This window comes from Pseudoduganella sp., from assembly GCF_041914865.1.
GTDB lineage: Bacteria > Pseudomonadota > Gammaproteobacteria > Burkholderiales > Burkholderiaceae_D > Rugamonas.
This window is the reverse complement of sequence record NZ_JAYSCO010000078.1, coordinates 1-25,535: the sequence shown is the minus strand read 5'-3', so window position 1 is coordinate 25,535 and position 25,535 is coordinate 1. Positions and strand designations below refer to the sequence as shown.

Genomic DNA, 25,535 nt, shown 5'->3' with positions numbered 1-25,535 from the left:
ACCCCATTTTTCGCGCAGCGAAAAATGGGGTACGTCCCCATTTTTTTCCGTCCCCATTTTTTTATTGCTGGGCTTGCCAGCCTCCGCCCAGGGCGCGCGCGACGCTGACGGTGGCGAGCAGGCGCTGGGTGTTGATTTGCGCGGCGGCGCGGTCGGCGGCCAGGGCGCTGCGCTGGGCGTCGGTGACGTCGAGGTAGGTGCTGATGCCGCGCTCGTAGCGGGCGCGGGCCACGTCGTAGGCGCGGCTGGCGGCCTGGCGCGACGTCAATTGCGCCTTGCCTTGCTGGGTGCGCTGCTGCAGGTCGGACAGGGCGTCTTCCACTTCGCGCAGCGCGGTCAGCAGCTTGCCTTCGTGGTTGGCCACGGCTTCTTCGTAGCGCGCCTTGGCGGCGGTCAGGTTGGACTGGTTGCGGCCGCCGTCGAAGATCGGCAGCGACAGTGCCAGCGGGCCGGCGCTGAAGACGCGCGAGCCACCTTTGCTGATGTCGCCCAGGCTCTCCGATGCGAAACCGAAATTGCCGGTCAGGCTGAGCGATGGGTAGAACGCGCCTTCCGCCACGCCGACATTGGCATTGGTCGCGCGCAGGGTGGCGACGCTGGCTGCCAGGTCGGGACGGTGCGACAGCAGGCTGGCCGGCAGGCCGGCCGGAATTACCGGCGGCGCCGGCAGCTCAGTGGCTGCGGCGGCGGGCAGCTGCATGCTGCTCGGCGAGGCGCCCACCAGCACGGCCAGCGCGTGCTCCAGCGTGTTGCGCTGACGTTGCACTTCTTCCAGGTCGGCTTCGGCGTTGGCGCGTTCGATGCGGGCGCGCGACGTATCGAGTTCATTCGACAGGCCGGCGTTGAAGCGGGCGTTCACCAGTTCTTCGGTTTCCTTGCGGGTGGCCAGGGCGCCGCGCAGGATGGCCATTTCGGCATCCAGGCCGCGCAGCTGCCAGTAGGTGGTGGCGATCTGCGAGGACAGCAGCAACAGCACGCCGTCGCGGTCATGGCGCGCGGCCAGGGCTTGCGCGTCGGCCGATTCCACGGCGCGGCGCACGCGGCCGAACAGGTCCAGCTCATACGAGAAGCCGGCGGCGACCGAGTAGTTGTTGCCGTGGATCGAGCGATGGCCCAGCGCGATGCCTTGCGAAGTATTGGCCGAGGTGCGCGAGTTGGAAACGCCCGTGCTCACAGTAACGGAAGGCAGCTGGCTGGCGCGCGCCAGGCCCAGTTGCGCTTCGGCCTGGAACAGGCGCTGCGCCGCCGCCTTCACGGTCGGGCTGTCGCGCAGGGCCTGGTGCTCAAGCCGGTTCAGCGTGTCATCGCCGAACACGGTCCACCACTGCGCCGGCAGTTGCGCTTCGCTGGCGGCGCCAGGCGCGGCGTGGCGGAACGCTTGCTCCTTCACGTCGGCCGGGGCCTTGAAGTCGCTGCCCACGGTGCCGCAGCCGGCCAGCACGGCCGCTGCGCTTACTGCCATTGCAATCATCTTGATGTTCATAGTCTTTCTCTCTTTCAGTGCGCACCAGCGCCGCCGCCCGAGGGCGATTTGACTTTGTCGGACAGCCACAGGATCAGGATGCAGGACAGCAGGATGCCGCCCACGATCAGGAAGCCGTCGTTATAGGCCATCACATACGATTCGCGCCGCACGATGCCATCCACCGCCTTCAGCGCCTTGTCGGCCGCGGTGACCGGGTCGAAGCCCTTGCTGATGAAATTCTGCGTCAGCTGGTCCAGGCGCAGCTGGGTGGCGGCGGAGAAGCCGTTCACCGCCTCGCCCAGACGCGCCGAGTGGAAGTGCTCGCGCTGCGTCAGCTGGGTCGCCAGCAGGGCGATGCCGATCGAGCCGCCCAGGTTGCGGATCATGTTGAACAGGCTGGAGGCGGACGGCGTATCCTTCGGCGCAATGCCGTTCATGGCGAAGTTCGACAGCGTGAGCATGACGAAAGGCTGGCCCAGCGCGCGCACCACCTGCGACAGCAGCAGCTGGTCGTAGCCGGTGGTGGCATCCATATAGCCGTTCATGATGCAGGACACGCCGAACAGCCCCAGGCCGATCGAGCACAGGATGCGGTTATCGACCTTCATCGACAGCTTGGCCGCGAACGGCATGATGAACAGCTGCGGCAAGCCGGCCCACATGATCACTTCGCCGATCTGCATCGGCGAGTAGCCGGCGATCTGGCCCAGGTACAGCGGCAGCAGGAACGACGAGCCGTACAAACCCATGCCCATCACCGCCGCCAGCGCGGAAGCGACCAGGAAGTTACGCTGCGCGAACAGGCCCAGGTTGACGAAAGGCTGCGGGCGCATGGCGCTCGTTACCACCCAGCCCAGCAGGCCCACCAGCGCCAGGCCGGCGAAGGTGATGATAAAGCCCGACTCGAACCAGTCCTTGCTGTTGCCCTCTTCCAGGAAGATGGTCAGGCAGCCCAGGCCCAGCGCCATGAAGGCGATGCCCAGCCAGTCGGCGTTCAGCAGCTCCTTCAGCTTGCGCTCTTCCGGATCGAGGCCCCATGCCACGCCGGCAATCAGCAGCAGGCCCGGCACCCAGTTGATGTAGAAGATCGACGGCCAGCCATACAGCTCGCTCAGGTAGCCGCCCAGGGTCGGGCCCATGGAGGGCGCCAGCGTTGCCGTCAGGCCGAAAATGGCCATGCCGACCGCGCGCTTGGAGGCCGGCAGCTTGGCCATGACCAGGGTCATCGCCATCGGGATCAGCGCGCCGCCGGTGAAGCCCTGCATCATGCGGAACAGGATCATGCTTTCCAGGTTCCAGGCCGCGCCGCACAGGGTGGAGAAGACCAGGAACAAGGCGGTGGTGCCCATCATGTAGCCGCGCAGGCCGAAGGTGCGCGTCAGCAGCGCCGTCAGCGGGATCACGATGATCTCGGCCACCAGGTAGGCGGTCGAAATCCAGGAGCCCTCTTCCTGCGTGGCGTTCAGCGCGCCCAGGATGTCGCGCAGGGAGGAGTTGGTGATCTGGATGTCCAGCACCGCCATGAAGGCGCCCAGCATGCCCGCTGCGACGGCGATCCAGGTACGGGCGGAGACCGGGCCTTCAGGCACCGTCATTGGGGCGCTCATTTTGCGTTCGACGAGATATTGACTTCAGCGATGGCGGACATGCCCGGCACCAGGCGGCCCTCGTAGGCTTTCAGGTCTTCCGGCTTGAGGGTGATTTTGACCGGCACGCGCTGCACGATCTTGGTGAAGTTGCCGGTGGCGTTATCGGCCGGCAGCAGCGCGAACTGCGCGCCGGAGGCTGGCGAGAACGAATCGACGCGGCCGACCAGTTCCTTGCCCGGCAGCGCATCGATGCTCAAGTGGACCTGCTGGCCCACGCGCATGTCCGCCAGCTGGGTTTCCTTGAAGTTTGCGGTGACCCAGACATTGTCCTGCACCAGGGCCACCAGCTGCTGGCCCGGCTGCACGCGCTGGCCCACTTCCAGGTTGCGCTTGCCCACGCGGCCGGTGACCGGCGCCAGGATGCGGTTGTAGGCCAGCTGCTGCTGCGCGTCCTTCAGCTGCACCTGCAGCACCTTGACTTGCGCCTTCAGCACCTCGCGCGCGGACGTGGCGGCGCCGATCTGCGCCTTGGCGGCGGCGGCGCTGTCCTTGCGCGCCGCCACATCGGCGGTGGCGCTGGCGCGGGCGGCGTTGGCGGCATCCAGTTCGGCTTTCGAGACAGCCTTCATCTGGCTGGTGTACAGCTGGCCGTAGCGCTCCGCATCCTGCGATGCACGCACCAGGTTGGCCTGCGACTGCGCGATCTGCGCGGCGGCGGCGCTGGCCTGCGCGTTCACCTGCGCCACCTGGGCGTCGGCCTGCAGGATCTGCTGCTGCACGCTGGCGATCTGGGCCTGGATCTGCTCCACCTTCACCTGCTGGTCGAAAGGATCGAGTTCGGCGATCACATCGCCCGCCTTCACCAGCTGGTTATCGTCCACCAGCACCTTGGTCACCACGCCGGCAATGCGCGCCGACACCGGATGCACGTGGCCGGCGACGTAGGCATTCTCGGTTTCCACATAGTGATGGCTGCGGTACCACATGCGGCCGCCAGCCACCAGCGCTGCCAGGGCGATCAGGCCGGCAATCACCAGGACGCGGCGGTTGGGAGGGGTAGCAGCCGCCGGGACGGCGCTGAGCACTTTTTGTTCAGCTTGGTTGTGCTGGGACATGGGGAAAGCTCCCTAAAAATGAAATGAGTTCATTGCATTATTCGTCAAGCCATGACGAAAGTCAAGAAATGAAACGATTGCATTTCATTTTAAATTGGAATAAAGTGTTCGTATCTGATAGCCTCCGGGCATTACGTACGGTTTTCAATCATGTCTGTCGAACAACTCCCTGAGCCAGTCAAAGCCGGCCGCCCCAAGGCCGCCGAGGCCGAGGCACGCCTGAATGACCTGATGGATACGGCAGCACGCCTGATCCTGGAAAAGGGTTACAGCAAGGTCAGCCTGGAAGCCATCGCCAAGGAAGCACGGGTGGCCGTGCGCACCATCTATGTGAAGTTCGGCGGCAAGGCCGGCCTGCTCAAGGCCATCCTGCTGCGCTACCGCGCCGGCGCCTTCGAGCCGATCGGCATGGAAAGCCAGAACCGCCCTATCCGCGACACCCTGCTGGAATTCGGCATGCGCTTCCACAGCCTGGTCAGCACGCCCAGCGCCACCGCGCTGTACCAGATCGTGGTGGCCGAAGCGCACGCCAATCCCGACCTGGCGGAAGCATTCTGGGACGCCGGCCCGCGCCAGACGCGCGAACTGCTGGCACGCTACTTCGCCCGGCCCGACATCAGCGCCCAGCTCGACACCCCGGCGCCGCCCGAGCGGCTGGCCGTCTATTTCATGAACTGCCTGATGGGCGACCAGCTGCGCCGCTTCCTGTTCGACTCGCGCTGCGGCGTGGCCACCACGCCTGAGGAAATCGAGCAAGGCGTCGACCTCTTCCTGCACGGCGTGCTGAAGCGCTGAGCCTGTGTGCGGCAGCGCACGGTGCGGGCTTGGCCCGCTGCCCGATACTGGACTCCTGAAAAACATAACTACAGTAGGAGGATGTATGAGCAAGGTCGATCGGCTCGAATGGAGCAGGAAAGTCGCCACGATCAATGAGCGCATCAAAGGCTTCCAGGAAAACCCGAACAAGGAACACCTGGACGCGGCGATCAACGAACTCAAGGCCTATGCGGAAGCTGCCAATAGCGGCGGCATTGAAATACCAGAGCGCTTCATAGCGAGCTGACAACAAACCGGGCCGAAAGCCCGGTTTTTTATTGCAGCAAAGCGCGTCCTGTGTCAGGATGACCGCCCCTAATGTAATTTTTTGGTAGTAGAACATGAGCGACCAACAGCAACAGCAACTGAACGAACAGCAGAAAATCGACGACCAGAAGTTCTTCGAGAACATCGACGCCTACATCGCGCTTGCCAACGCCCACGAAGCCAGCAACCGCGGCGCACCGCAGCTGGTTGGCGCCTCCCTGATCTTCGCCGCCGCCCGCTACAACACCTTCCTGGTCGCCCGCGCCAACGGCGAGCCGGAAGCCTTCAACGCCAAGAAGGAAGAAGCCAAAGCCTACTTCATCGAACAGTTCACCAAAATGCTGGACGACAACTGGGCCGACTACAACCAGAACTTCGAGCAATACCGCCTGCAGAAGTAATGTCCACTTTGGGGTCAGGAAGAAAAGTGGACATTTTTCCTCCGGCCCCGTCTTTGGTCTGATCTAGATCAGATTGCCGCATTTTTGGAGTGCTATCGTCGGTGAATGAGCCGACCACCACGCACCCAATTCCCTGGCGCTTTGCACCACGTCACCGCGCGTGGCAACCGCAAGGCCAACATCTTCCGCGACAAGTTCGACTACCTGAGCTGGCAGTCCATTGTCGAGCGGGCGGCCGAGCGCTTCGGCTTCGCCTGTCATGCGTTTTGCCAGATGCCGAACCACTACCACATGCTGGTGGAGACCCCGATCACCAACCTGTCGGAGGCTATGCATTACATTAATTGCCTGTACGCGCAGGCGTTCAATGTGCGGCATGAGTTGAGCGGGCACGTGCTGCAGGGGCGCTTCCATTCGGTGCTGCTGGAGGACGAGTCGCATTTCCTGGAACTGGCGCGCTACATCCCGCTGAACCCGGTGCGCGCAGGCCTGGTGGCTGGCGCCGGCGAATGGGGCTGGAGCAGTTATCGGGCCACCGCCGGACTTGCCGCGCCACCCGCCTGGCTGGATACGGAAACCATTCTCCAGCGCTTCCATGGCGAGACCGATCGCGAGCGCATCGGCGCCTTCTGCGAGTTCGTGGCGGCCGGTATTGGCGGACGCGACCCGCTCAAGCCACCGCCCCTGCCCGCGCCCAATGGCAAGCTGGACCGCCAGCAAGCCATTGCCCAGGCCCTGCAGGCGGGATGCTACAGCCCGGCCGAGATCGCCAAGCACTTCCAGGTATCGACCAAGACAGTACAAAGAATACGCGCAGCCGAAGCTGCGCGATAACTACAGAGAAATGTCCACTTTTCTTCCTGACCCCAGGGCGGACAAAAGTTGCTTTAGCGTTTGCGTGGGGGCGGGAGGTCGGTGCAGACGCCTTCGTAGGCTTCGGCGGCCATGCCGATCGATTCGCCCAAGGTCGGGTGCGGGTGAATCGTCTTGCCGATGTCGATGCCGTCGGCGCCCATTTCGATGGCCAGTGCGATCTCGCCGATCATGTCGCCGGCGTGGGTGCCGACAATCGTGCCGCCGATGATGCGGTGGGTCTCGGCGTCGAACAGCAGCTTGGTGAAGCCTTCGTCACGGCCGTTCGCGACCGCGCGGCCGCTGGCTGCCCATGGGAAGTGGCCTTTCTCGACCTTGATGCCTTTGGCTTTGGCTTCGTCTTCGGTGATGCCGGCCCATGCCACTTCCGGATCGGTGTAGGCCACCGATGGGATGATCTTGGCGTCGAAGTGGGCCTTCTCGCCGTGCGCTGCTTCGGCGGCGACGTGGGCTTCGTGCACGGCTTTGTGCGCGAGCATCGGTTGGCCGACGATGTCGCCGATGGCGAAGATGTGCGGCACATTGGTGCGCATCTGGCTGTCGACGTTGATGAAGCCACGGTCGGTGACGATCACGCCGGCTTTATCCGCTGCGAGCTTCTTGCCGTTCGGGCTGCGGCCGACTGCGACCAGGACCATGTCGTAAATCTGCGGCTCTGGTGCGGTGGCGCCGGCTTCGGCGGCTTCGAACGTGACCTTGATCCCTTCCGGCAGCGCTTCCACGCCGACGGTCTTGGTCTTGGTCATGATGCGGTCGAAGCGCTTTTCGTTGTACTTCTGCCAGACTTTCACGGCTTCGCGGTCGGCGCCTTGCATCAGGCCGTCCATCATTTCGACCACGTCGATGCGCGCGCCGAAAGTGCTGTACACGGTGGCCATTTCCAGGCCGATGATGCCGCCGCCGATGACCAGCATCTTCTTCGGCATGAAGCGCAGTTCGAGCGCGCCGGTGCTGTCGACGATGCGGTTGTCTTCAGGGACGAATGGCAGCTTCACCACGCTGGAACCGGCGGCGATGATGGCTTGCTTGAACTGCACGACCTTTTTGCTGCCGTCGGCTGCGGTGACTTCGATGTGGTTCGGGCTGAGGAACTGGCCTACGCCCTGCACTACGTTCACCTTGCGCATCTTGGCCATGCCGGCCAGGCCGGTGGTCATCTTTTTGATGACGCCTTCCTTGTAGCTGCGCACCTGGTCGATGTCGACCGTGGGCTTGGCGAAGGTGACGCCGTTCTTGGCCATGTGGCTGGTCTCGTCGATCACGGCGGCCAGGTGCAGCAGGGCTTTCGATGGGATGCAGCCGACATTCAGGCAGACGCCGCCCAGGGTCGCGTATTTCTCGACCAGCACGGTGTTCATGCCCAGGTCTGCGGAGCGGAAGGCGGCGGAGTAGCCGCCAGGACCGCCGCCCAGCACCATCATGTCGCAGGTGATGTCGACCTGGCCGGCGTAGCCGCCGGCAGCCGGCGCCACCGCTGGCGCAGCCGGCGCGGCCGGGGCTGGCGCCGCAGCCGGTGCGGGTGCCGCGGCGGCGGGAGCCGGGGCGGCGGCTGGCGTGGCGGCGCCGGCACCGGCGCCCTCTTCCAGCATCAGCAGCGCGGAGCCTTCGTTGACCTTGTCGCCGACCTTGATCTTGATTTCCTTGATCACGCCGGCGTGGGTCGATGGGATTTCCATCGAGGCTTTGTCGGATTCGACGGTGGCCAGGGACTGGTCGACCTTGACGGTGTCGCCAACCTTGACCAGCAGTTCGATCACTTCAACGTCCTTGAAGTCGCCGATGTTCGGTACTTTAACTTCGATCATCGCGCTCTCCTTACAGCAGGATCTTGCGCATATCGGCCAGCACTTCGGCCAGGTATGCAGCGAAGCGTGCGCCGGATGCGCCGTCGATCACGCGGTGGTCGTAGGACAGCGACAGCGGCAGCATCAGGCGCGGCACGAACTGCTTGCCGTCCCATACTGGCTTCATCGAGGACTTGGACAGGCCGAGGATCGCCACTTCCGGTGCGTTCACGATCGGGGTGAAGGCGGTGCCGCCAATGCCACCCAGCGAGGAGATGGTGAAGCAGGCGCCTTGCATGTCGGTCGGTTTCAGCTTGCCTTCGCGCGCGGCCAGCGACAGTTCGCCCATTTCCTTGGCGATCTGGGTCACGGACTTCTGGTCGGCGTTCTTCACCACCGGTACCACCAGGCCTTGCGGCGTGTCGGCGGCGAAGCCGATGTTGTAGTACTTCTTCAGGATCAGGTTCTCGCCCTTCTCGTCCAGCGAGGAGTTAAAGTGCGGGAACTTCTTCAGCGCGGTGACGGAGGCCTTGATCACGAACGCCAGCATGGTGAGCTTGACGGCGTCCTTGTTCTTGGCGTTGGCTGCGTTGCTGTCGACGCGGAACTGTTCCAGGTCGGTGATGTCGGCATCTTCGAACTGCGTCACGTGCGGGATCATCACCCAGTTGCGGTGCAGGTTCGGGCCGGAGATCTTCTTGATGCGCGGCAGCGGCGACAGTTCGGTTTCGCCGAACTTGCTGAAGTCCAGCGATGGCCATGGCAGCAGGTTCAGGCCTGCACCGCCACCGGCGGCCGCTGGCGCGGCGTTCGGTGCGGCTGCGGCGCCGGACATGATGCCCTTGACGTAGTTCTGCACGTCCAGCTGGGTCACGCGGCCTTTCGGGCCGGTGCCGCCGACGCGGGTGACGTCCACGCCCAGTTCACGGGCGAACTTGCGCACGGATGGGGAGGCGTGGGCCAGTTTGCCATTCGCGGCAGGGGCTGGCGCCGCAGCCGGTGCTGCGGGCGCTGCGGCTGCGGTGGCGCTGGACGGCGCGGCGGCAGGTGCAGCAGCCGGCGCTGGCGCCGATGCGGCGGCGGACGGCGCGGCGGCTGGGGCGGCGGCGCCACCGGCGGCCTCCACGATCAGCACCAGCGAGCCTTCAGCAACCCTGTCGCCTACCTTGACCTTCACTTCCTTCACCACGCCGGCGTGCGACGATGGGATTTCCATGGAGGCTTTGTCGGATTCGACGGTGATCAGGGACTGGTCCTTGGCGACGGTGTCGCCGACCTTGACCAGCAGCTCGATCACTTCCACTTCCTTGAAGTCGCCGATGTCCGGCACCTTCACTTCGACCGGGCCGGCGGAGGCTGCGGCCGGCGCAGGCGCAGGCGCAGCGGCAGCGGCTGGCGCAGGCGCAGCGGCAGGTGCGGCTGCCGGCACAGCGGCGGCGGGGGCAGCAGCGGCAGCGGCCGGGGCAGCGGCGGCGCCGTCGGCTTCCACGATCAGCAGCAAAGAGCCTTCGGCGACCTTGTCGCCCACCTTCACTTTGATTTCCTTGATGACGCCTGCTTGCGACGAAGGGATCTCCATCGACGCCTTGTCCGATTCAACGGTCACCAGCGACTGGTCGACCTTGATCGTGTCGCCCACCTTGACCATCAGTTCGATGACTTCAACTTCCTTGAAGTCGCCGATATCCGGGACTTTCACTTCAACCATGCTCATAGTGTTTGCTCCGTCTTCTAATTATTGGGTCACCGGATTTGGCTTGTTCGGGTCGATGCCGTACTTCTTGATGGCGTCTTCCACCACCGACATCGCGATCTTGCCTTCGTCCGCCAGGGAGCGCAGGGCAGCCACGGTGATGTAGTAGCGGTTCACCTCGAAGAACTCACGCAGCTTGGCGCGGCTGTCGGAACGGCCGAAGCCATCGGTGCCCAGCACCTTGTAGGTGCGGCCGGCTGGCATGTATGGACGGATCTGGTCAGCAAAGGCACGCATGTAGTCGGTGGTCGCGATGATCGGGCCGGTGGTGTCCTTCAGCGCGCCGGTCACGTACGGCACGCGCTGCTCCTTGGTCGGGTTGACCATGTTCCAGCGTTCGCAGTCGATACCGTCGCGCGCCACCAGGGTCAGCGAAGGAGCGGACCACACGTCGGCGGCAATGTTCCAGTCGTTCTTCAGCAGGTCTGCCGCGAAGATGGATTCGCGCAGGATGGTGCCCGAGCCGATCAGCTGCACGCGCTGCTTGGCGGCTTTATCGCCTTCCTGCAGCAGGTACATGCCCTTCAGGATGCCCTCTTCCTGGCCGGCTTTCAGGCCTGGGTGGGCATAGTTCTCGTTCATGATGGTGATGTAGTAGAACACGTCTTCCTGCTCACCCACCATGCGGCGCAGGCCGTCCTGCACGATCACAGCCAGTTCGTGGCTGAAGGTCGGGTCGTACGGTACGCAGTTCGGGATGGTCGCCGCGATCACGTGGCTGTGGCCATCTTCGTGCTGCAGGCCTTCGCCGTTCAGGGTGGTACGGCCGGCGGTGCCGCCCATCAGGAAGCCGCGTGCACGCATATCGCCCGCCGCCCATGCCAGGTCGCCAACGCGCTGCAGGCCGAACATCGAGTAGTAGGTGAAGAACGGGATCATGATGCGGTTGTTGGTCGAGTACGAGGTCGCCGCAGCGATCCACGAGCTCATGCCGCCCGCTTCGTTGATGCCTTCCTGCAGGATCTGGCCGGCCTTGTCTTCGCGGTAGTACATCACCTGGTCTTTGTCGACCGGCTCATACAATTGGCCTTGCTGGTTGAAGATACCGATCTGGCGGAACAGGCCTTCCATACCGAAGGTACGCGATTCGTCAACCAGGATAGGCACGATACGCTGGCCCAGCGACTGGTCGCGCAGCAGCGCGGTGATGATACGCACGAAGGCCTGGGTGGTCGAAATCTCGCGGCCTTCCGGGGTCGCGTCGGTCACGGCCTTGAAGGCGTCCAGGCCCGGCACCACCAGTTGCTCGTCGGCCTTGGTGCGGCGCGATGGCAGGTAGCCGCCCAGGGCCTTGCGGCGCTCGTGCAGGTACTTGATTTCAGGCGCGTCGTCGGACGGCTTGAAGAATGGGATTTCGGCCAGCTTGTCGTCCGGGATCGGGATGTTGAAGCGGTCGCGCATTTCGCGGATCGCCTCGTCGTCCAGCTTCTTGGTCTGGTGCGCGGTGTTGCGCGCTTCGCCGGACTTGCCCATGCCGAAGCCCTTGACGGTCTTCACCAGCAGCACGGTTGGCTTGCCGACCGATTCGTTGGCCTGCTTGAATGCGGCGTAGATCTTGTGCGGGTCGTGGCCGCCGCGGGTCAGGCGCCAGATGTCGTCGTCCGACATATTGGCGACCATTTCCAGCAGCTTCGGATGCTTGCCGAAGAAGTGCTTGCGCACGTAGGCGCCATCCTTGGCCTTGTAGTTCTGGTATTCGCCGTCCACGGTTTCCATCATTACGCGCTGCAGGATGCCGTCCTTGTCCTGTGCCAGCAGGTTGTCCCAACCCGGGCCCCAGATGACTTTGATGACGTTCCAGCCGGCGCCGCGGAAGTCCGCTTCCAGTTCCTGGATGATCTTGCCGTTGCCGCGCACCGGGCCGTCCAGGCGCTGCAGGTTGCAGTTGACCACGATGTTCAGGTTGTCCAGTTGTTCGCGGGCGGCCATGCCGATCGCGCCCATCGATTCCGGTTCGTCCATCTCGCCGTCGCCGCAGAAGGCCCATACCTTGCGGCCTTCGGTGTTGGCGATGCCGCGCGCGTGCAGGTACTTCAGGAAGCGCGCCTGGTAGATCGCCATCAGCGGGCCCAGGCCCATCGACACGGTCGGGAACTGCCAGAATTCCGGCATCAGTTTCGGGTGCGGGTAGGAGGACAGGCCTTTGCCGTCCACTTCGCGGCGGAAGTTCAGCAGCTGCTCTTCGGTCAGGCGGCCTTCCAGGAAGGCGCGCGCGTAGACGCCTGGGGACGAGTGGCCCTGGATGTACAGCAGGTCGCCGCCGTGGTCCGCGCTTTCCGCGCGCCAGAAGTGGTTGAAGCCGATGCCCAGCATGTTCGCCAGCGAGGCGAAGGAGGACAGGTGGCCGCCCAGGTCGCCGTCGGCGCGGTTGGCCTTGACCACCATGGCCATGGCGTTCCAGCGCATCCAGGAGCGCAGGCGCTCCTCGTATTCCAGGTTGCCCGGGCAGTGCACTTCCTTGTGCGCCGGGATGGTGTTGACGTATGCGGTATTGGCGGAGAACGGGATATCGGCACCGCGACGGCGGGCCAGGTCAACCAGGCGCTCCATCAGGTAGTGGGCGCGCTCGGGGCCCTCGTTTTCCAGGACGGCTTCCAGCGCCTCCAGCCATTCTTTGGTTTCCTGTGCATCAGGATCGTTGGCGGTTTGTGCCGTGACCTGGTCAAGTTGAGCTGACATGTATCTAGTCTCCTATCGATTGAGGCGCGCCACCCTGTATGTCTCCGGACGGTGCAGGTGATTATTTACTAAGACTTTGGCTAAGTGTGAAGGATTCTATCAGCGAATCCTTTGTTTTTCAAATTACGGAAAAACATTCCGTATTGTGAAATATGGCCAAGCGTGCGCCCGCCCAGCGGATTTAGACTGACATTTAATTATTGGGAGCGACGCCATGCTGTACGAATTCATTACAAGCAACCGCGACTGGCTGCTCAACCGCTGCAAGCAGTACCGCGCCGCGCGCACCCGGGCCGGCACCGACGAGCGTACCGACCAGGGCATCAGCCTGTTCCTCGACCAGCTGGCCGAATCGCTGCGCCTCGAACTGGCCGGCCAGGAACAGCACTCCAGCGAGCACATTTCCGGCAACAACCTGGGCATTCCCAGCCAATTTACGGTGGGATCGGTCGCCGCCGTGCAAGGGCGCGCCATGCAGGAGCTGGGCTTCACCGTATCGGACGTGGTGCACAGCTACGGCGACATCTGCCAGGCCATCGTGGAACGGGCGCTGCAGCAAGCCCTGAGCATTGGCGTGGCCGAATACCGCCTGCTGAACCGCTGCCTGGATAACGCCATCGCCAGCGCGGTGGCCGAATTCAGCTACCAGCGCGATGCCAGCGCCGCCAGCCATCGCGACAGCGCGGAGAACCAGCGCCTGGCAACCCTGGGCAACGAGCTGCGCAACCAGCTGGGGACGGCGACACTGGCTGTCGCTGCCCTCAAGGCGCGTGAGCTGCCGCTGGGCGGCACCACCGGCACCATCCTTGAGCGCAGCCTGCTCAGCCTCGGCCGGCTGGTGGACGATATGCTGCGCGCCGCCGAGCAGCAGGAAACCACCGATGATTTGCTCGACCTGTTCCCGCTCCACGCCTTCATGCAGCAACTGAAGGAAACCGTCGATATGTCGGGTGCAGCCCAGTCGCGCCGCCTGGTGCTGTCCGCAGTGGACCCAACGCTGGCAGTGAAAGGGCTGCGCGAGGCGCTGGAAGCGGCCGTCATCGGCCTGCTGCAGGCCGCCATCCAGGCCACCCAGGCCGGCAATGAAGTGGCGATGCACGCCTACGCCAGCGGCGCCTACATCCGCATCGACATCGCATGCCCCGGCGTGGACGCCCTGCCGGCGCCGCAGCAACTGTCGCTGGCCATGGCCAGCCGCATGGTGGCGGGCATGCACGGCAGTATCACCGTCCACAGCGGCAACCAGCTGCCACTGACCCTGAGTATCAGCCTGCCGCGCTGGAGCATGCCGACCTGAATGCGCTCAGCGCCTGTCCGCCGCCGGACAGAAGCCGTGGCGCGGGTCGAACGGGTCGAGCCACAGTGCTTTGCGGGCCAGCATGGCCTGGTCGATGTCGCGGTTGGGCAGCTCGATACGGCGCCGCTGGCACAGTTTGGCGCGCTGCAGGTAGGCGCGGTGGTGCTGCAGCACGAAACGCTCCAGCGTTCCATCCAGCAGAAGCATCTCCATGCCGGCCGAAATGCGCTGGTGCAGGCGCGGGTGGCGCGGCGAGACGAAGAACAGCGAAGGGATGTTGTCGTGCAGGACGATGCTGTCTTCGACCGCCAGTTGCGGGAAGGCGGCACGGCGCAGGTCGTACTCCTGGAAGATCTCGTTCACGCCGCGCGGGAAGTAGTCGAAGCGGCCCGCCATCAGCATGTTGAACAGGCCGATGTAGTTGCTGCCGGTGACATGGCGGAAGCCGTTGTCGCGCAGCGCGGCGCGCGTCACCCATACCGAGCCCACGCCGGCGGTGAGCTGCTTCAGGCCGTCCGGCAACGCCAGCCGGCGCATCTTTTCCTGATGGCGCGCGTCGATCAGGGCGATGCGCCAGCTTTGCAGGCCCATATCGGTGGGCACCGGCACCGACAGCAAAGCCTTGAGCCATTTGGCATCGGCCGGATATGCGGTAACGTTCACCAGCGCCCCCTGCTTCAAGGCCTCCAGCAGGCGCGGCCTCTCCATATGGGCGTCGGCATAGTCGATGCTGTAAGCGCCGAACTGCGGCACGGTGCGCTCCATCACCTGCTGCAGCAGGGCGCGCGAATACTCGCGGCGGTAATCGGCCGGCGAAGCGGCCCGGTCGAAGATCACGGCATCCACCGCGCGCGCTTCCAGCGCCAGGCTTGCCAGCAGCAGCGCGGCGGCCAGCGCGATTGTCCCCATCGTTTTCATGCCCACATCATACCCCGGTATGGGAGCGGCCATGGGCGTCCGGCTCAGGACAGCAACCGCTTCAGCGTGCCGCGCGGGTTGGCCATGAAGTCCTGCATGACCTGGTAATGCTCGGTGTCTTCGTAGGCGCGCTGCACGATGCCGTTCGGGGTGCAGACGTAGATCGAGGCTTCGGGATAGGCCATCAGGATCGGCGAATGGGTCGCGATCACGAGTTGCGAACCGGCCTGCACCAGCTGGTCGATGCGCTTCAGCGCGGCCAGCTGGCGTTGCGGCGATAGCGCGGCTTCCGGTTCGTCCAGGATGTAGAGGCCCTTGCCGCCGAAACGCTTTTCCAGCAGCGCCATGAAGGACTCGCCGTGCGACTGCTCATGCAGCGAACGGCCGCCGTAGGAGTCGATGACGAGCGGACCGCCAGGGCCCTCGTCCAGCCGCTCGATCTCCGTCGCCACGTTGAAATAGCTCTCCGCGCGCAAGAAGTAGCCGTCTTGCGGCTTGCGCACGCCGCGCCCCACGCGCAAGTACTCGTGCAGGCAGGAGTGCGATTGCCGCGTGCCGAAGTTGAAATTCCTGCTGCCGCCCTCCGCGTTGAAGCCCAGCGCCACCGCCAGCGCCTCCAGCAGGGTCGACTTGCCCGAACCATTCTCGCCGACGATGAAGGTCACCGCCGGATCGAATTCCAGCTTGCCGAGATGGCGCACGGCGGGCAGGCAAAACGGAAAGGCCGAGAAGTCGGGCGCCTTGTCGGGCCGCAGCTGGACGTCGAGCAGGAACTGGTAGGAGATCATTTGTTACCAATATAGCAATTTTCAGCGAAGCATGGCAAGCCGCCACCATTTATAATGGCGGCTTTCCATTCCACCAATCCAAGCAATCATGTCTGCACAACTGATCGACGGAGTAGCGCTCTCCCAAAAACTGCGCGCCGAAATCGCTTCCCGCGCCGCCGCACTGACCGCCAAGGGCAAACAGCCAGGCCTGGCCGTGATCCTGGTCGGCGACGACCCGGCCAGCCATGTCTACGTCCGCAACAAGGTCAAGGCCTGCGAAGACTCCGGCATCCGCTCGGTGAAAGAACAGTACCCGGCAGACATGACCGAGGCCGCCCTGCTCGAGCGCATTGCCACCCTGAACGCCGATCCATCGATCCACGGCATCCTGGTGCAAATGCCGCTGCCCAAGCACATTGACCCGCACAAGGTGATCGAGGCCATCGCCACCTCGAAGGACGTGGACGGCTACTCGGTGCTGAGCGCCGGCGAACTGATGACCGGCCTGGAAGGCTTCCTGCCATGCACCCCGTACGGCTGCATGAAGCTGATCGAATCGACCGGCGTCAACCTGAAGGGCAAGCACGCGGTGGTGATCGGCCGTTCCAACACCGTTGGCAAACCAATGGGCCTGCTCCTCTTGCAAGCCAACGCCACCGTCACCATCTGCCATAGTGGCACCGCGGACCTGGGTTACCACACCCGCCAGGCCGATATCGTGGTGGCCGCAACGGGCCGCCGCAATACCCTGACTGCTGATATGGTAAAGCCAGGCGCCATCGTGATCGACGTGGGTATCAACCGCGATGAGAACGGTAAGCTGTGCGGCGACGTGGATTTTGCCGGCATCAAGGAAGTGGCTTCGCATATCACCCCGGTGCCGGGTGGTGTGGGTCCGATGACCATTACCATGCTGCTGATGAATACTATTGAGTCGGCTGAGCGGGCTTAAACCCGGTAAAGCGGGGTCTGACCCACAGGGTCAGACCCCGTCTGCTCAGCTGCAAGTGGTTTTGGTTGTGCGCCTTTGACTTTTCCAGAAGTTCAAAGACCCAGACCCAACACCGAGATGCATGAACACCGGGGTCTGACCCTTGGGTCAGACCCCGTCTGCTCAGCAGCATGTGGTTTTGGTTGTGCGCCTTTGATCTTCGCCGAACATCAAGGGCTTAGAACCGACACCGACAACGCTTGTGTACCAGGGGTCTGACCCTATGGGTCAGACCCCGCTTTTAAGGGTTAAAAAATGACCGACAATCCCCTGCTGGACTTCAGCGGCCTGCCGCGCTTCGACGCGATCAAGCCCGAACACGTCACCCCCGCCATCGAGCAGCTGCTGGCGCAGAACCGCGCCGCGGTAGCCGAGCTGGAAGCCCCGAGCGACAACATCAGCTGGGACAACTTCGTCACCCCGCTTGAAAACGCCACCGAGCTGCTGGGCCGTGCCTGGGGCATCGTCAGTCACCTCAACAACGTGGTCGACACGCCCGAACTGCGCGCCACCTACAACGAAAACCTGCCGAAAGTGACCGAATTCTGGACCGCCCTGGCCCAGAACGAAGCGCTGTTCGCCAAATACAAAGCGCTGCGCGCCAGCGCCGAATTCGCCACCCTGTCGCCGGCGCGCCAGCGCATCATCGACAACGCCATCCGCGATTTCCGCATGGGCGGCGCCGAACTGCCGGAAGATAAGAAGGAACGCTTCGCCGCCATCCAGGAAGAACACGCCGCCACCAGCACCCGCTTCAGCGAGAACGTGCTGGACGCGACCAACGACTGGAAGCTGCTGGTGGAGGACGAAGCCGAACTGCGCGGCCTGCCGGACGACTCCAAGGCCGCCGCCAGGGCGCTGGCCGAAAAGGAAGGCAAGCAAGGCTGGCTGTTCACCCTGCACTTCCCGTCCTACTACCCGATCCTGCAGTTCGCCGACAACCGCGCCCTGCGCGAGAAGGTCTACCGCGCCAACGCCACCAAGGCTTCCGAGCTGGGCGATGCCTTCAGCAAGCGCGAAGACTGGGACAACACCGCCAACATCGCCACCCTGCTGAAACTGCGCGCCGAAGAAGCCAACCTGCTCGGCTACAAGAACTTCGCCGAAGTCTCGCTGGTGCCGAAGATGGCCAAGTCGCCGGAACAGGTGATCGAGTTCCTGGAAGACCTGGCCAAACGCGCCCGCCCCTTCGCCGAGAAGGACCTGGCCGAGCTGCAAGCCTACGCCAGCAAGGAACTGGGCATCGACGACCTGCAGTCGTGGGATTTGCCGTACGCCTCCGAAAAGCTGCAGCAGCACCTGTACTCGTTCTCGGCGCAGGAAGTGAAGCAGTACTTCCCCGAGCACAAGGTGATCGACGGCCTGTTCAAGCTGGTGCAAACCCTGTTCGGCGTGAGCATCAAGCCGGACAGCGCGCCGGTATGGCACAAGGACGTGCGCTTCTTCCGCATCGAGCGCGACGGCAAGCTGGTGGGCCAGTTCTACCTCGACCTGTACGCGCGCGAAGGCAAAAGCGGCGGCGCCTGGATGGACGATGCGCGCGGCCGCCGCCTGAAGAACGGTGAGCTGCAAACCCCGGTCGCCTACCTGACCTGCAACTTCACCGAGCCGCTGGAAGTGGACGGCCAACTGCAGCCATCGCTGTTCACGCACGACGAAGTGATCACCCTGTTCCACGAATTCGGGCACGGCCTGCACCACATGCTGACCCAGGTGGAAGAGCTGGCGGTGTCCGGCATTTCCGGCGTGGAGTGGGATGCGGTCGAGCTGCCGTCGCAGTTCATGGAAAACTTCTGCTGGGAGTGGGATGTGCTGGTGCACATGAGCGCCCACGTGAAGAGCGGCCTGCCGCTGCCGCGCGCCCTGTACGACCGCATGCTGGCGGCCAAGAACTTCCAGTCCGGCCTGCAGACCCTGCGCCAGGTGGAATTCGCCCTGCTCGACATGCTGCTGCACTACGACTTCCAGCCGGGCGGCGCCAAAGCCGTGCAGGATGTGATCGACGAAGTGCGCCGCAAGTTCGCCGTGATCATCCCGCCCGCCTTCAACCGCTTCCAGCACTCGTTCAGCCATATCTTTGCCGGCGGCTACGCTGCGGGCTACTACAGCTACAAGTGGGCCGAGGTGCTGTCGGCCGACGCCTACGCCGCTTTCGAAGAAGCGGCTGCACTGGACGGCGGCAAGCTGTCCAGCGATACCGGCAAACGCTTCCAGCAGGAGATCCTGGCCGTCGGCGGTTCGCGCCCGGCACTGGAATCGTTCACCGCCTTCCGCGGCCGCGAGCCGACCATCGATGCCCTGCTGCGCCACAGCGGCATGGCTGCTTAAGGAGACTGCATGAAACGCGCTGTCCTGCTTTTGTTGCTGACCGCCAGTGCGGCGCACGCCCAGATGTACAAGTGGAAGGACGAACGGGGCGTCACCCACTTCACCGAAACGCCGCCGCCCGCCTCCGCCAAAAAGGCCGAAGTGAAGAACTACGGCAGCGGCGGCACCGGCAGCGTCGACCTGCCGCAGGAGCTGGCCGAAGTGGTGCGGGCGCGCCCGGTGGTGCTGTACACCTCGGCCAAATGCGCGCCGTGCGACCAGGCACGCCAGCTGCTGCTCACGCGCGGCATTCCCTACCGCGAAAAGACCGTGAGCAGCGACGACGACCATGACGCCCTGCGCAAGGCCGGCAGCAACGGCGAACTGCCGATGCTGCTGGTGGGCCGCACGCGCCAGCTCGGCTTCGAAGCGGCGACCTGGGATGGCGTGCTGACCGAGGCCGGCTACCCGCCCACCAAGATGCTGCCCGCCGGCTATGCCAACCCGGCGCCGACGCCGGCCGCGCCGCCGCGCCCGCCAAGCCCGGAAGAAGTCGCGCGCGCCAAGGCCGATGCCGCCAAAGCCGCCGCCGCCGCCGAAAAAGCGCGCCGCGAACGCGACACGCCGCAGAACGCCCCAGAAAACTTCCGCTTCTGATCTATGACGCAAATCGACTTCCACAGCGGCGTGCCGGACAAGGTCGCCTATGCCTGCCGCCTGCTGCGCAAAGCCTACGCCAGCACCCCGCGCATCGTCGTGATGACGGAGGACGTGGCGCAGCTGGCCGCCCTGGACCAGGCCCTGTGGACCTTCTCCGCCACCGACTTCCTGCCGCATGCCCACGCCAACGACCCGCTGGCGCCCGATTCCGCCATTGTGTTGGCTGACAGCGACAGTACCGAATTGCCGGAAGCGGGCCTGCTGGTCAACCTGGCGCGCCGCGCGCCGGCCCAGTTCGAGGCCTTCCCGCGTTTGATCGAAGTCATCTCCACCGACGAGGAGGATGCGGCGGCGGGCCGCCTGCGTTATGCTGCTTACAAACGACAGGATTTCCCGCTCAAACATCTCACTGTAGGCAAGAAATGAACCAGGCTTTCGACGCCAGCATCCCGGTACTGACCGAAATCATGCGCGACGAGGCGCCGGCGCCGGCCGCGCCAGCCGCCGCGCGCAGCGCCGCCGAAGCGGCCCCGCACCCGGCGCCCGCCAACGATGCCGGCGCCCCTGCCCTGCCGCCGCTGGACGACGCCGACGCATGGGAGGCGCTGGAGCGCCGCCTGGCCGAGCGCGTGCTGCAGCAGCTGTCGAGCCGCGTCGATTTCGTGCTCGAGCAGCGCATCAAGGACAGCATCCACGAAGTGCTGGACCACGCCCTGCACACCCTGACGCTGGAAATCCGCGCAGGCTTGCACGACACCATCGGCAAGATCGTTGCGCGCGCCGTACAACAGGAAATCACCCACCTCCAGGCCAATTCCAGCCGCCGGAAATAATTCCCTCTTTGCCATTCGGGGTTTTTGCTGTATTTTCTGGCGTACGTGAATTTTTGACTGGAGACCCCCGATGCAGTTCAAGAGTAAATTCATTCCTGTCGCCATCGCCCTGGCCTTCGCCGGCAGCGCCTTCGCCCAGGACACCATCAAGATTGGCCATGTGTCGCCGGTTTCCGGCCCCAACTCCCACCTGGGTAAGGATATGGAGAATGGCGCCCGCATGGCAGTGGAAGACCTGGCCGCCAAAGGCATCAAGATCGGCGGCAAGCCAGTCAAATTCGTGGTCCAGTTCGAGGACGACGCCGGCGACCCGAAACAGGGCACCACGGCGGCACAGAAGCTGGTCGACGCCAAAGTACAGGGCGTGATCGGCCACCTCAATTCGGGTACCACCATCCCGGCCTCCAAGATTTATTTCGACGCCGGCATCCCGCAGATTTCCCCGGCAGCCACCTCGCCGGTGTACACCAAGCAGAAATTCAACACCGCCTTCCGCGTGGTCGCCAACGACAATAAGCTGGGCGGCACCCTGGGCGCCTACGCCGTGCAGAAGCTGGGCGTGAAAAAGATCGCCGTGATCGACGACCGCACCGCCTACGGCCAGGGCGTGGCCGACGAATTCGTCAAGGGCGCCAAGAAGGCCCTGCCGGGCGTGCAGGTGGTGGGCAAGGAATTCACCAACGCCAACGCCACCGACTTCAACGCCATCCTGACCAACATCAAGTCCAAGAACCCCGACCTGGTGTTCTTCGGCGGCATGGACTCGGTCGGCGGACCGCTGCTGCGCCAGATGAAGGCGCTCGGCATCAACGCCAAATTCATGGGCGGCGACGGCGTCTGCACCGATGCCCTGTACCGCCTGTCCGCCGGCGCTGCCGCCGACGGCGTGGTGACCTGCGCCGAAGCCGGCGGCGTGCCGGCCGAGCTGCAGAAAAACATGGACGACTTCCGCGCCAAGTACAAGAAGAAGTACGGCCAGGAAGTGCAGCTGTATGCGCCGTACGTGTACGACGCCATCATGACCATGGCCGCCGCCATGCAGCAGGCCAATTCGGCCGAACCGGCCAAATACCTGCCGGTGCTGGCCAAGATCAAGTACCAGGGCGTTACCGGCGCCATTGAGTTTGACCAGTTTGGCGACATCAAGGACGGCGCGCTGACCCTGTTCACCTACAAGGGCGGCAACAAGACCAAGATGGAAGTAGTGAAGTAAGTACGAATACCGGGGGGAGCCCGTGGGCCGCCAGCCAGCTTGGCGGCCCTTTTCGTTTCAGGAGAAAGTAGCAATGCAAACCAAAACCATCATCGCCGCCATCGCGCTGGCTTTTGCTGGAGCCGCAAGCGCCCAGGAAGTGGTCAAGATCGGCTACGCCGGCCCGCTGTCCGGCCAGTCGGCCCACCTGGGCAAGGACACCCAGAGCGGCGTGCGCCTGGCGGTGGAAGACTTGAATGCCAAAGGCTTCAAGATCAACGGCAAGCCGGTCAAGTTCGAGATGATGGCGGAAGACGACGCCGGCGACCCCAAGCAAGGCACCTCGGCCGCGCAGAAACTGGTCGACAACAAGGTCAACGGCGTGGTCGGCCACCAGAATTCCGGCACCTCGATCCCGGCCTCGAAAATCTATTTCGACGCCGGCATCCCGCAGATTTCCGCCTCCGCCACCAGCCCGGTGTACACCAACCAGGGCTTCAACACCACCTTCCGCGTGGTGGCCAACGACAATAAGCTGGGCAGCTCGCTGGGCAAATACGCCACGCAGAAGCTGGCCGCCAAGCGCATCGCCGTGATCGACGACCGCACCGCCTACGGCCAGGGCGTAGCCAACGAGTTCCTGAAGGAAGCCAAGAAAGCAGCCGGCGTGCAGATCGTGGACAAGCAGTTCACCACCGACAAAGCCACCGACTTCAACGCCATCCTCACCGCCATCCGCGCCAAGAACCCCGACCTGGTGTTCTTCGGCGGCATGGACTCGGTCGGCGGCCCGCTGCTGCGCCAGATGAAGGCGCTCGGCATCAAAGCCAAACTGATGGGCGGCGACGGCATCTGCACCGAAGCGCTGCCGAAACTGTCGGGCGGCGCCGACGACGTGGTGGTGTGCGCCGAAGCAGGCGGCGTCACCCCGGAGCAGGAAAAGAAGCTGGCCGAATTCGGCACCCGCTTCAAGAAGCGCTACGGCTACGAAGTACAGATTTACGCCCCGTACGCATACGATGCGGTAATGGCGATGGCACAAGCGATGGGAGAAGCCAAGTCGGCCGACCCGGCCAAATACCTGCCCTTCCTGCAGAAGGTCAAGCACGACGGCATCAGCGGCAAGATCGCGTTTGACGCCAAGGGCGACATCAAGGACGGCGCACTGACGTTATTCGGCTACAAAGGCGACAAGAAAACGCGCCTGGAAGTCATCAAGTAAAAAAAAATGGGGAACTAAAAAATGGGGACGTACCCTATTTTTCGCAGAGCGAAAATGGGGTACGTCCCCATTTTTTAGTTCCCCATTCTTCATTATTAGATCATTTCTGCGACAGGACCCATTTCACCAGGGTCTTGGCGTCGGCTTCGCTCACCTGCGGGTTGGCTGGCATCGGTACCGCGCCCCAGGCGCCGGAACCGCCTTTGATCACTTTCTGCACCAGCTTGGCTTCCGCGTCTTTCTGGCCGGCGTACTTGGCGGCGACATCTTTGAATGCCGGGCCAACCAGCTTGTTGGCGACTGCGTGGCAAGCCATGCAGTTCTTGGCCTTTGCCAGGTCAGCGTTAGCGAAAGCGGCCTGCGACGAGAAAGCCGCGGCAACCAGGAAACCAACCATCAGGGAACGTTTCATTTTTCATCTCCAGGGAAAAAACTGCCACAATTCTACCCCACAACGCACGCTGCGTAGCATGGGTTGACCCACCGCTGGATATTGCTATGATGGAATACTAAGGAGTGTAAATCCATGCCAATTATTCTATTGATCATCGCCCTGGTGGCGCTGAAGTACTTTGAAGTCTGGAAATTCGCCGAGCTGTCATGGTGGTGGATCGTGGCCGTGATGGGGGTAGGTTTCGTGTGGTTCGAGTTCATCGAACCGATCCTCGGCCTCGACAAACGCAAAGCCCACGACGTCGACGAACAGCGCCGCAAAGACCGCGTCAAAAAGAACTTCGAAGACCTGCAGAAGCGTAAGTAAGGGTTTGCCCATCCGCGGGCACCTGCAGGCGGTGCGCCAGGCCGGCGCGCTGTGCCGCTGCCTGTAGCGCCGCCCGTGACACCGGGCAGTGGCTCAGCGCCTCCAAGTGGTTCGCCAGCACCATGCCGCGCGTGGCTGCGGCGAACTGCAATACCTCTTCTATTCCCATGATGATTTCGTGGCCCAGGTCGAAGCGGGCGCCGCCAGCCGGCACCACGCACACCTCGGGCTGATGCTGCGCCAGGAAGTCCAGCACGTCCTGCGTCAGGATGGTGTCGCCCGACAGGTACAGGCTCGGTTCGCCCGGCATCTCAATGAAATAGCCCACGCCGTGCTCCATCATCAGGCCCACCAGTCCTTTGCCGTGGCGGCAGCGCACGGTGCGGATGCGGCCGCCCAGGAACGGTTGCGGCGCCTGGTGGCCCGGCGCCAGCGGCTGCACGTTCAGGCCGCGCTGGCGCAGGTGCGCCGCGTCGTGCGGCGTGCAGACGACAGGGATTTGCGTGTGCCGCAGCCACGCCTTGGCGGCGCGGTCCAGGTGGTCGAAGTGCCCCTTCTGGCAATGCGTGACCAGGCAGTGCGTGACTGTCGCCAGCAGCGCGTCGGTCAAGGGCGGCAGGTCAACGATGGGATTGCGCACCCGCTCGCCCAGCAGCTTGAGCGGCGGCAGCGCGCCTTTTTGCGCCAGCATCGGGTCGACCAGGATTTTGTGCGGGCCGAGCTCGATGAGGGCCGTCGCGTTTCGGAGTTGAGTGATTTTCATGCGGTAGATTGTGGCCCCGGCCAGCCCGTCCTACAATGGCGAGAACTGACACATTCCATCCATTTCCAGCCATGCGTATCGGACTGCTGCTGTACCCGGATTGCCTGCCCGCCGGTTTGTTCGCCGCCATGGATTTGCTGCACGCAGCCAATTTACGCGCCGGAAGGACGCTGTTCGAGCCGCTGTTCGTCGCCCAGCAGCCGGGCAAAGTGGAGTGCGCGCACGGCCAGCAGCTGGAGGCCGCGCAGGCGCTGGCGGATGCGGCGCTCGATGCGGTGCTGCTGCCCGGATTCTGGAGCCAGTCGCACGGCCAGGCCGCGCGCACGCTCAGCGCCAGCACCGCCCTGCTGGCGGCGCTGGCAAGCCTGCCGCGCAAGGTACAGTTGTGGTCCTACTGCACCGGCGTCTGCCTGGCCGCCGCCAGCGGCCGGCTGGACCGGCAGGCCGCCACCATCACCTGGTGGCTGGCCGACTTCGCGACCGAGCGCTTTCCCGCAGTACGCTGGCAGTTCGAACGCACGCTGGCCGTCAACCCGCGCAATGCGACGGCTTCCGGCGTCAACGGCTACCTGCCGCTGGTGCAGGCCGTAATCGAAACCCAACTCGGCAAGGAAGCGTTCCGCGAGCTGACCCGGCTGATGGTACTGCCGCGACCGGAGGAAAGGACGCACCTCGCCTTCCACACGCTGGACCTGATCGAACAGAAGGACAGCCTGATGCGCAAGCTTCACATGGTGGCCGAGCAGACGCCGGCCGGCGCAGCGACCCTGGCGCACATCGCCGCCGCGCTGCACACGACGGAAAGGACATTGGCGCGCAAGGTACTGGCGGCCACCGGCATGGCGGCCGCCGCCTACATCCGGCGCATCAAGCTGAAGCAGGTGAGCGAACGCCTGGTCTACACGCGCGCGCCCGCCGCCAGCATAAGCGCCGAGCTCGGGTTCAGCAGCGACGCCGGCATGCGCCGCATGTTCAAGGAGCTGACCGGGCTCACCCCAACGCAATACCGGCTCGCCTATGGCAGGTGAAAATTCGGGGTCAGGTCTGACAATCGGACAAACTATGCGCGAAGCGCATAGT

The 25,535-nt window shown here is 64.1% G+C and carries 24 protein-coding genes; 14 read left to right on the top strand and 10 right to left on the bottom strand.

What is annotated here, in order from left to right; translation table 11 throughout:
* Window positions 1–61: 61 nt before the first annotated feature.
* The 3 genes from ACE3TQ_RS24490 to ACE3TQ_RS24480 are packed head-to-tail and all read right to left on the bottom strand — an operon-like array spanning window position 62 to window position 4,169.
* A complete protein-coding gene (locus tag ACE3TQ_RS24490; RefSeq protein WP_374585938.1) occupies window positions 62–1,483 on the bottom strand; it encodes an efflux transporter outer membrane subunit in 1,422 nt (473 codons plus the stop codon).
* A gap of 14 nt (window positions 1,484–1,497) precedes the next feature.
* Window positions 1,498–3,060, bottom strand: coding sequence for a DHA2 family efflux MFS transporter permease subunit (locus ACE3TQ_RS24485; protein WP_374585936.1), 1,563 nt, complete (start codon window positions 3,058–3,060; stop codon window positions 1,498–1,500).
* An 8-nt stretch (window positions 3,061–3,068) separates the two neighbouring features.
* Window positions 3,069–4,169, bottom strand: a complete 1,101-nt coding sequence (locus ACE3TQ_RS24480) for an HlyD family efflux transporter periplasmic adaptor subunit (RefSeq protein ID WP_374585934.1) — start codon at window positions 4,167–4,169, stop codon at window positions 3,069–3,071.
* 150 nt (window positions 4,170–4,319) lie between these two features.
* Here ACE3TQ_RS24480 and ACE3TQ_RS24475 point away from each other — a divergent pair, with 150 nt between their 5' ends.
* From ACE3TQ_RS24475 to ACE3TQ_RS24460, 4 genes are all read left to right on the top strand, one after another.
* Window positions 4,320–4,964, top strand: coding sequence for a TetR/AcrR family transcriptional regulator (locus ACE3TQ_RS24475; protein WP_374585932.1), 645 nt, complete (start codon window positions 4,320–4,322; stop codon window positions 4,962–4,964).
* 85 nt (window positions 4,965–5,049) lie between these two features.
* Window positions 5,050–5,232, top strand: a complete 183-nt coding sequence (locus ACE3TQ_RS24470) for a hypothetical protein (RefSeq protein ID WP_374585930.1) — start codon at window positions 5,050–5,052, stop codon at window positions 5,230–5,232.
* 94 nt (window positions 5,233–5,326) lie between these two features.
* The gene (locus ACE3TQ_RS24465; RefSeq protein WP_374585928.1) at window positions 5,327–5,653 is read left to right on the top strand and encodes a DUF3144 domain-containing protein; all 327 of its coding nucleotides are present in this window, start codon (window positions 5,327–5,329) and stop codon (window positions 5,651–5,653) included.
* 105 nt (window positions 5,654–5,758) lie between these two features.
* A complete protein-coding gene (locus ACE3TQ_RS24460; RefSeq protein WP_374585926.1) occupies window positions 5,759–6,487 on the top strand; it encodes a transposase in 729 nt (242 codons plus the stop codon).
* 53 nt (window positions 6,488–6,540) lie between these two features.
* Here ACE3TQ_RS24460 and lpdA read toward each other — a convergent pair whose 3' ends face one another.
* The 3 genes from lpdA to aceE are packed head-to-tail and all read right to left on the bottom strand — an operon-like array spanning window position 6,541 to window position 12,742.
* Complete coding sequence (gene lpdA / locus ACE3TQ_RS24455) at window positions 6,541–8,331, bottom strand: dihydrolipoyl dehydrogenase (RefSeq protein WP_374585924.1); 1,791 nt, start codon at window positions 8,329–8,331, stop codon at window positions 6,541–6,543.
* A 10-nt stretch (window positions 8,332–8,341) separates the two neighbouring features.
* Window positions 8,342–10,024, bottom strand: a complete 1,683-nt coding sequence (gene aceF, locus ACE3TQ_RS24450) for a dihydrolipoyllysine-residue acetyltransferase (protein ID WP_374585922.1) — start codon at window positions 10,022–10,024, stop codon at window positions 8,342–8,344.
* A 21-nt stretch (window positions 10,025–10,045) separates the two neighbouring features.
* Window positions 10,046–12,742: a pyruvate dehydrogenase (acetyl-transferring), homodimeric type gene (gene aceE, locus ACE3TQ_RS24445; RefSeq protein WP_374585920.1), complete on the bottom strand. Its 2,697-nt coding sequence runs from the start codon at window positions 12,740–12,742 to the stop codon at window positions 10,046–10,048.
* A 214-nt stretch (window positions 12,743–12,956) separates the two neighbouring features.
* On the opposite strand from aceE, the gene ACE3TQ_RS24440 reads away from it, so the two are divergent.
* Entirely contained in the window at window positions 12,957–14,039 is a 1,083-nt protein-coding gene (locus ACE3TQ_RS24440; RefSeq protein WP_374585918.1) for a sensor histidine kinase, read from the top strand.
* Window positions 14,040–14,045: 6 nt separating this feature from the next.
* Here the strand turns inward: ACE3TQ_RS24440 and ACE3TQ_RS24435 are convergent, their stop codons facing one another.
* Window positions 14,046–14,957, bottom strand: a complete 912-nt coding sequence (locus ACE3TQ_RS24435; RefSeq protein ID WP_374585916.1) for a hypothetical protein — start codon at window positions 14,955–14,957, stop codon at window positions 14,046–14,048.
* A 44-nt stretch (window positions 14,958–15,001) separates the two neighbouring features.
* Window positions 15,002–15,745: an AAA family ATPase gene (locus ACE3TQ_RS24430; RefSeq protein ID WP_374585914.1), complete on the bottom strand. Its 744-nt coding sequence runs from the start codon at window positions 15,743–15,745 to the stop codon at window positions 15,002–15,004.
* Between the two features lie 88 nt (window positions 15,746–15,833).
* On the opposite strand from ACE3TQ_RS24430, the gene folD reads away from it, so the two are divergent.
* The 7 genes from folD to ACE3TQ_RS24395 all read left to right on the top strand — a co-directional run bounded on the left by folD (window position 15,834) and on the right by ACE3TQ_RS24395 (window position 22,932).
* Window positions 15,834–16,679 carry a bifunctional methylenetetrahydrofolate dehydrogenase/methenyltetrahydrofolate cyclohydrolase FolD gene (gene folD, locus ACE3TQ_RS24425; RefSeq protein ID WP_342117852.1) on the top strand — a complete coding sequence of 282 codons (846 nt, stop codon included), beginning with the start codon at window positions 15,834–15,836 and terminating at the stop codon, window positions 16,677–16,679.
* 294 nt (window positions 16,680–16,973) lie between these two features.
* Entirely contained in the window at window positions 16,974–19,046 is a 2,073-nt protein-coding gene (locus ACE3TQ_RS24420; protein ID WP_374585911.1) for a M3 family metallopeptidase, read from the top strand.
* Between the two features lie 9 nt (window positions 19,047–19,055).
* Complete coding sequence (locus ACE3TQ_RS24415) at window positions 19,056–19,682, top strand: DUF4124 domain-containing protein (protein WP_374585909.1); 627 nt, start codon at window positions 19,056–19,058, stop codon at window positions 19,680–19,682.
* A 3-nt stretch (window positions 19,683–19,685) separates the two neighbouring features.
* Complete coding sequence (locus ACE3TQ_RS24410) at window positions 19,686–20,111, top strand: DNA polymerase III subunit chi (protein WP_374585907.1); 426 nt, start codon at window positions 19,686–19,688, stop codon at window positions 20,109–20,111.
* A complete protein-coding gene (locus tag ACE3TQ_RS24405; protein ID WP_374585905.1) occupies window positions 20,108–20,518 on the top strand; it encodes a hypothetical protein in 411 nt (136 codons plus the stop codon). The genes ACE3TQ_RS24410 and ACE3TQ_RS24405 overlap by 4 nt, the downstream gene beginning before the upstream one ends.
* A gap of 70 nt (window positions 20,519–20,588) precedes the next feature.
* Window positions 20,589–21,731, top strand: coding sequence for a branched-chain amino acid ABC transporter substrate-binding protein (locus tag ACE3TQ_RS24400; RefSeq protein ID WP_374585903.1), 1,143 nt, complete (start codon window positions 20,589–20,591; stop codon window positions 21,729–21,731).
* 73 nt (window positions 21,732–21,804) lie between these two features.
* The gene (locus tag ACE3TQ_RS24395; protein WP_374585901.1) at window positions 21,805–22,932 is read left to right on the top strand and encodes a branched-chain amino acid ABC transporter substrate-binding protein; all 1,128 of its coding nucleotides are present in this window, start codon (window positions 21,805–21,807) and stop codon (window positions 22,930–22,932) included.
* A 100-nt stretch (window positions 22,933–23,032) separates the two neighbouring features.
* On the opposite strand, the gene ACE3TQ_RS24390 is transcribed toward ACE3TQ_RS24395, so the two are convergent.
* A complete protein-coding gene (locus ACE3TQ_RS24390; protein ID WP_374585899.1) occupies window positions 23,033–23,344 on the bottom strand; it encodes a c-type cytochrome in 312 nt (103 codons plus the stop codon).
* Between the two features lie 114 nt (window positions 23,345–23,458).
* Here ACE3TQ_RS24390 and ACE3TQ_RS24385 point away from each other — a divergent pair, with 114 nt between their 5' ends.
* The gene (locus ACE3TQ_RS24385) at window positions 23,459–23,692 is read left to right on the top strand and encodes a TIGR04438 family Trp-rich protein (RefSeq protein WP_374585897.1); all 234 of its coding nucleotides are present in this window, start codon (window positions 23,459–23,461) and stop codon (window positions 23,690–23,692) included.
* Here the strand turns inward: ACE3TQ_RS24385 and ACE3TQ_RS24380 are convergent.
* Entirely contained in the window at window positions 23,655–24,455 is an 801-nt protein-coding gene (locus tag ACE3TQ_RS24380; protein WP_374585895.1) for an MBL fold metallo-hydrolase, read from the bottom strand. The genes ACE3TQ_RS24385 and ACE3TQ_RS24380 overlap by 38 nt on opposite strands.
* 71 nt (window positions 24,456–24,526) lie before the next feature.
* Here ACE3TQ_RS24380 and ACE3TQ_RS24375 point away from each other — a divergent pair, with 71 nt between their 5' ends.
* Window positions 24,527–25,483 (top strand): helix-turn-helix domain-containing protein, encoded by a 957-nt coding sequence (locus ACE3TQ_RS24375; protein WP_374585894.1) that lies wholly within the window; start codon window positions 24,527–24,529, stop codon window positions 25,481–25,483.
* Window positions 25,484–25,535 lie beyond the last annotated feature (52 nt).

What these genes read in the sequence shown, in the direction of transcription:
- ACE3TQ_RS24490 (WP_374585938.1), bottom strand. Translation starts at nt 1,483, where the DNA reads ATGAACATCAAGATGATTGCAATGGCAGTAAGCGCAGCGGCCGTGCTG.
- ACE3TQ_RS24485 (WP_374585936.1), bottom strand. Translation starts at nt 3,060, where the DNA reads ATGACGGTGCCTGAAGGCCCGGTCTCCGCCCGTACCTGGATCGCCGTC.
- ACE3TQ_RS24480 (WP_374585934.1), bottom strand. Translation starts at nt 4,169, where the DNA reads ATGTCCCAGCACAACCAAGCTGAACAAAAAGTGCTCAGCGCCGTCCCG.
- ACE3TQ_RS24475 (WP_374585932.1), top strand. Translation starts at nt 4,320, where the DNA reads ATGTCTGTCGAACAACTCCCTGAGCCAGTCAAAGCCGGCCGCCCCAAG.
- ACE3TQ_RS24470 (WP_374585930.1), top strand. Translation starts at nt 5,050, where the DNA reads ATGAGCAAGGTCGATCGGCTCGAATGGAGCAGGAAAGTCGCCACGATC.
- ACE3TQ_RS24465 (WP_374585928.1), top strand. Translation starts at nt 5,327, where the DNA reads ATGAGCGACCAACAGCAACAGCAACTGAACGAACAGCAGAAAATCGAC.
- ACE3TQ_RS24460 (WP_374585926.1), top strand. Translation starts at nt 5,759, where the DNA reads ATGAGCCGACCACCACGCACCCAATTCCCTGGCGCTTTGCACCACGTC.
- lpdA (WP_374585924.1), bottom strand. Translation starts at nt 8,331, where the DNA reads ATGATCGAAGTTAAAGTACCGAACATCGGCGACTTCAAGGACGTTGAA.
- aceF (WP_374585922.1), bottom strand. Translation starts at nt 10,024, where the DNA reads ATGAGCATGGTTGAAGTGAAAGTCCCGGATATCGGCGACTTCAAGGAA.
- aceE (WP_374585920.1), bottom strand. Translation starts at nt 12,742, where the DNA reads ATGTCAGCTCAACTTGACCAGGTCACGGCACAAACCGCCAACGATCCT.
- ACE3TQ_RS24440 (WP_374585918.1), top strand. Translation starts at nt 12,957, where the DNA reads ATGCTGTACGAATTCATTACAAGCAACCGCGACTGGCTGCTCAACCGC.
- ACE3TQ_RS24435 (WP_374585916.1), bottom strand. Translation starts at nt 14,957, where the DNA reads ATGAAAACGATGGGGACAATCGCGCTGGCCGCCGCGCTGCTGCTGGCA.
- ACE3TQ_RS24430 (WP_374585914.1), bottom strand. Translation starts at nt 15,745, where the DNA reads ATGATCTCCTACCAGTTCCTGCTCGACGTCCAGCTGCGGCCCGACAAG.
- folD (WP_342117852.1), top strand. Translation starts at nt 15,834, where the DNA reads ATGTCTGCACAACTGATCGACGGAGTAGCGCTCTCCCAAAAACTGCGC.
- ACE3TQ_RS24420 (WP_374585911.1), top strand. Translation starts at nt 16,974, where the DNA reads ATGACCGACAATCCCCTGCTGGACTTCAGCGGCCTGCCGCGCTTCGAC.
- ACE3TQ_RS24415 (WP_374585909.1), top strand. Translation starts at nt 19,056, where the DNA reads ATGAAACGCGCTGTCCTGCTTTTGTTGCTGACCGCCAGTGCGGCGCAC.
- ACE3TQ_RS24410 (WP_374585907.1), top strand. Translation starts at nt 19,686, where the DNA reads ATGACGCAAATCGACTTCCACAGCGGCGTGCCGGACAAGGTCGCCTAT.
- ACE3TQ_RS24405 (WP_374585905.1), top strand. Translation starts at nt 20,108, where the DNA reads ATGAACCAGGCTTTCGACGCCAGCATCCCGGTACTGACCGAAATCATG.
- ACE3TQ_RS24400 (WP_374585903.1), top strand. Translation starts at nt 20,589, where the DNA reads ATGCAGTTCAAGAGTAAATTCATTCCTGTCGCCATCGCCCTGGCCTTC.
- ACE3TQ_RS24395 (WP_374585901.1), top strand. Translation starts at nt 21,805, where the DNA reads ATGCAAACCAAAACCATCATCGCCGCCATCGCGCTGGCTTTTGCTGGA.
- ACE3TQ_RS24390 (WP_374585899.1), bottom strand. Translation starts at nt 23,344, where the DNA reads ATGAAACGTTCCCTGATGGTTGGTTTCCTGGTTGCCGCGGCTTTCTCG.
- ACE3TQ_RS24385 (WP_374585897.1), top strand. Translation starts at nt 23,459, where the DNA reads ATGCCAATTATTCTATTGATCATCGCCCTGGTGGCGCTGAAGTACTTT.
- ACE3TQ_RS24380 (WP_374585895.1), bottom strand. Translation starts at nt 24,455, where the DNA reads ATGAAAATCACTCAACTCCGAAACGCGACGGCCCTCATCGAGCTCGGC.
- ACE3TQ_RS24375 (WP_374585894.1), top strand. Translation starts at nt 24,527, where the DNA reads ATGCGTATCGGACTGCTGCTGTACCCGGATTGCCTGCCCGCCGGTTTG.